4 protein-coding genes are annotated in these 3,727 nt (G+C 41.7%); all 4 read left to right on the forward strand.

The genetic code is table 11. The annotated features are described in order from the left end of the window. Nucleotides 1–367 (forward strand): homogentisate 1,2-dioxygenase (locus tag GX437_09005; protein ID NLJ07794.1); only part of this gene is annotated, 367 nt, incomplete at its 5' end. A gap of 10 nt (nt 368–377) precedes the next feature. Beyond that, nucleotides 378–1,478, forward strand: a complete 1,101-nt coding sequence (hppD, locus tag GX437_09010) for a 4-hydroxyphenylpyruvate dioxygenase (protein ID NLJ07795.1) — start codon at nt 378–380, stop codon at nt 1,476–1,478. A gap of 21 nt (nt 1,479–1,499) precedes the next feature. Further along, the gene (fahA, locus tag GX437_09015; protein NLJ07796.1) at nt 1,500–2,753 is read left to right on the forward strand and encodes a fumarylacetoacetase; all 1,254 of its coding nucleotides are present in this window, start codon (nt 1,500–1,502) and stop codon (nt 2,751–2,753) included. Next, nucleotides 2,750–3,631, forward strand: a complete 882-nt coding sequence (locus GX437_09020) for a flavin reductase family protein (GenBank protein NLJ07797.1) — start codon at nt 2,750–2,752, stop codon at nt 3,629–3,631. The genes fahA and GX437_09020 overlap by 4 nt, the downstream gene beginning before the upstream one ends. The last annotated feature ends 96 nt before the right edge of the window (nt 3,632–3,727 follow it).

Here is a 3,727-nt window from a genome sequence, read left to right on the forward strand (position 1 = left end):
ACCACCCGTTCACCAGATGTTTGAAAGCAATGCCTATGTGATATGTTCGTTTGTCCCACGCCTCTATGATTATCATCCCTTATCGGTCCCGGCTCCTTATTTCCACACCAATGTTGATTCCGATGAAGTCTTGTATTATGTTGATGGTGATTTCATGAGCAGAAACAATATTCAGAAGGGGCAAATCACTCTTCATCCGATAGGTATTCCGCACGGTCCTCATCCGGGTGCTATCGAAAGAAGTATTGGTGCTGAAAAAACAGAAGAGCTGGCAGTGATGATTGACACTTTCAGGCCATTGAAAATTACACGCCAGGCAATTGAAATTGAAGATAAAAACTATTTTAAAAGTTGGTTAAGCAATTAAATTTATAATTATGACAGATCATATTGATTTTTTACCCATTGATGGTACTGATTATGTTGAATTTTATGTAGGAAATGCCAAACAGGCAGCCTATTATTATCAGGCAGCATTTGGATTTCAGCCGCTTGCATACCGCGGACTCGAAACAGGAGATAAAGAAAAATGCTCATATGTGTTGGTTCAGGGGAAAATCCGCTTCGTACTCACCACTGCATTGACCGATGATTCAGATATTGCCGGGCATGTCAAAAAGCATGGAGACGGAGTAAAAGTGATAGCATTGTGGGTTCCGGATGCAAGAAAATCATTTGAAGAAACCGTAAAAAGAGGTGCAAAACCTTATCTGGAGCCTGTAGTCGAAAAGGATGAGTCTGGAGAAGTTGTTCGTTCCGGCATTCATACTTATGGGGATACCGTCCATATTTTTATTGAAAGGAAGAATTATCATGGCGTTTTTCTCCCCGGTTTCCGTAAATGGGAATCAGCCCTTAAAACTGAACCTGTCGGGCTGAAGTATGTTGACCATATTGTTGGAAATACCGGCTGGGGTGAGATGAACAAATGGGCAGAATTTTATAAAAACGTAATGGGATTTCGACAGCTCATATCCTTTGACGATAAAGATATATCAACTGAATATACTGCCCTGATGAGCAAGGTAATGACCAATGGCAATGAAAGAATAAAATTTCCAATAAACGAACCTGCCAAAGGGAAGAAAAAGAGTCAGATTGAAGAGTTTATTGATTTTTACAAGGGTGCCGGTGCACAGCATATTGCCATGGCTACGGATGATATTGTTTTCACTGTCAGTGAATTACGCAGAAGAGGTGTTGAATTTTTGCACGTTCCTGATGAATATTATGAAAGTGTTTTCGACAGAGTCGGACATATTGACGAAGATATTGAAGTATTGAAAAAACTCAGGATTTTGATTGACCGCGATGAGGAAGGTTATCTGCTCCAGCTTTTTTCAAAACCGGTAGAAGACCGTCCGACTGTATTTTACGAGATTATACAAAGAAAAGGTGCCCGCTCTTTCGGAAAAGGTAATTTTAAAGCTTTGTTTGAAGCCATTGAATTGGAACAACAGAACAGAGGGACTTTATAAAAACACAACATGGAAAAAAAGATTAAATCATGGCTGGATTACTCCCCCGACAGCGATTTTTCAATTTATAATATCCCGTTCGGAATTATTGAGAATAAAAGCATTTCGCCACGTGTGGCATCCCGTATCGGGGATGTTGCAATTGACCTGAAAACACTTGCCGAATTGGGGTATCTCGTGGGTATCGGATTGGAAAAAACTGATTATGAATGTTTTGACAGAAACACGCTGAATGATTTTATCGGTCTGGGCAAAACCAAAACCAATGCTGTCAGAAACAGGATCATGAGTTTATTTTCAGAGGATAATGAATTGAAAGTCAATCAGAACCATCTGCAGAGAATGCTGATCCCTGTTTCGGAAGTTAATGTATTATGTCCGGTCAGGCCAACCGACTATACCGACTTTTATTCAAGTATCGAACATGCCACCAATGTCGGGAAAATGTTCAGGGACAAAGATAATCCCTTACTGCCCAACTGGCGTCATTTGCCGGTGGGATACCACGGACGTAGCTCTTCCATTGTCGGTTCAGGTGCTGAAATTTACCGCCCAAAAGGTCAGATTTTCGATAATACAATCAATAGTCCTGTCTTTTCACCTTCAAAAAAACTTGATTTTGAGCTTGAAATGGCATTTATAACGACAGGAACTACCTGCCTGGGTGATAGTGTGCCTGTTGACAAAGCGGAAGATTATATTTTCGGGTTTGTGATTTTTAATGACCTGAGTGCAAGGGATATTCAGCAGTGGGAATATGTGCCACTCGGACCATTTTTAGGTAAAAACTTCGGATCTGTTATTTCCAACTGGGTAGTTACCCTCGAAGCCCTCGAACCATTCAGAACAAGCGGTCCTGAACAAAATCCAAAGGTACTTCCCTATCTGCAGACTGACGGAAAAAAGAATTTTGATGTCCATCTGGAAGTTTGCCTGCAAGCTGAACAAACACAGGCTCACCTGATATGCAGATCCAATATGAAATATTTGTATTGGAATGTTTGTCAGCAACTTGCACATCAAACGGTGAATGGCTGCAACCTGAACAATGCCGGAATATATGCTTCGGGAACCATCAGCGGGCCGGACGAACACTCATTTGGTTCTATGCTCGAACTAAGCTGGAATGCGACAAAAGCGGTGAAAACTCCTGAATTTGAACGATTTTTTATTGAAGACAACGACACCATTATCATGAAAGCCTATGCCATTCAGGATGAAATCAGGGTTGGGTTCGGTGAGTGTGTTGTGAAAATTTTACCTGCAAAATCATGATTATCAATCCCTCAGAAATAAGCCTGATCAGGTTGCAGGAAATTCTTGCTGCTTCGGTGGCTCCGAGGCCGATTGCTCTGGTCAGTACCATCGATCCGGAAGGGCATTCCAACCTCTCCCCTTTTAGTTTTTTTAACTCATTCAGTATCAATCCTCCGGTACTTATCTTTAGTCCATCGAGGCGGGTCAGGGACAACACTGTCAAACATACCTACGAAAATCTCAAGGAAGTTCCTGAAGCCGTTATCAATGTGGTAACATATTCCATAGTCGAACAGGTTAATTTATCGAGTACGGAGTATCCGAAAGAGGTGAATGAATTTGTCAAATCGGGTCTGACACCTATTCCGTCAGAAACCGTCAGGCCTTTCGGAGTGAAGGAATCACCGGTTAGGTTTGAATGTAAAGTCTTGGAGATCATTGAGCTGGGAAAGGAAGGCGGGGCCGGTAATCTGGTGGTTTGCCGCATTGAGCGAATTCATTTGGAAAATACTGTTTTAAACGAAAAAGGAAATATTGATCCTCATCAAATAGACCTTGTTGGCAGGCTCGGAGAAAACTATTATTGCCGCGCATCGGGTAACGCAGTTTTTGAAGTGAAAAAGCCTTTACTTACCAAAGGGATCGGAATTGATTTGTTGCCTGACTTTATCCGTCAAAGCCGGATATTGAGTGGAAACCACCTGGGGCGCATGGGTAATATGGAAAGATTACCTGATCTCATTGAAATTGATGAATTTAGGAAAAGCAATGAATTTATGAAATGGGCTGCAGAGTGCAGAGGCGATACAGAAAAGATTCATGAAAAAGCAGCGCGGTTAATACAAATAAATGAGGTATGGAAAGCCATGCTTTGGCTTATGGGTAATGGGAAATGATGCCAGAATGTAATAGGCGTGAAATACGGAGTTTTTTTCACCACGGAGGCACAGAGGCACAGAGTTTTTTTTTACCACAGAGTTCACAGAGAGCAC

The sequence above is a fragment of the Sphingobacteriales bacterium genome (assembly GCA_012517435.1).
In the GTDB taxonomy this organism is placed as follows: domain Bacteria; phylum Bacteroidota; class Bacteroidia; order CAILMK01; family JAAYUY01; genus JAAYUY01.

What these genes read in the sequence shown, in the direction of transcription:
- hppD (NLJ07795.1), top strand. Translation starts at nt 378, where the DNA reads ATGACAGATCATATTGATTTTTTACCCATTGATGGTACTGATTATGTT.
- GX437_09020 (NLJ07797.1), top strand. Translation starts at nt 2,750, where the DNA reads ATGATTATCAATCCCTCAGAAATAAGCCTGATCAGGTTGCAGGAAATT.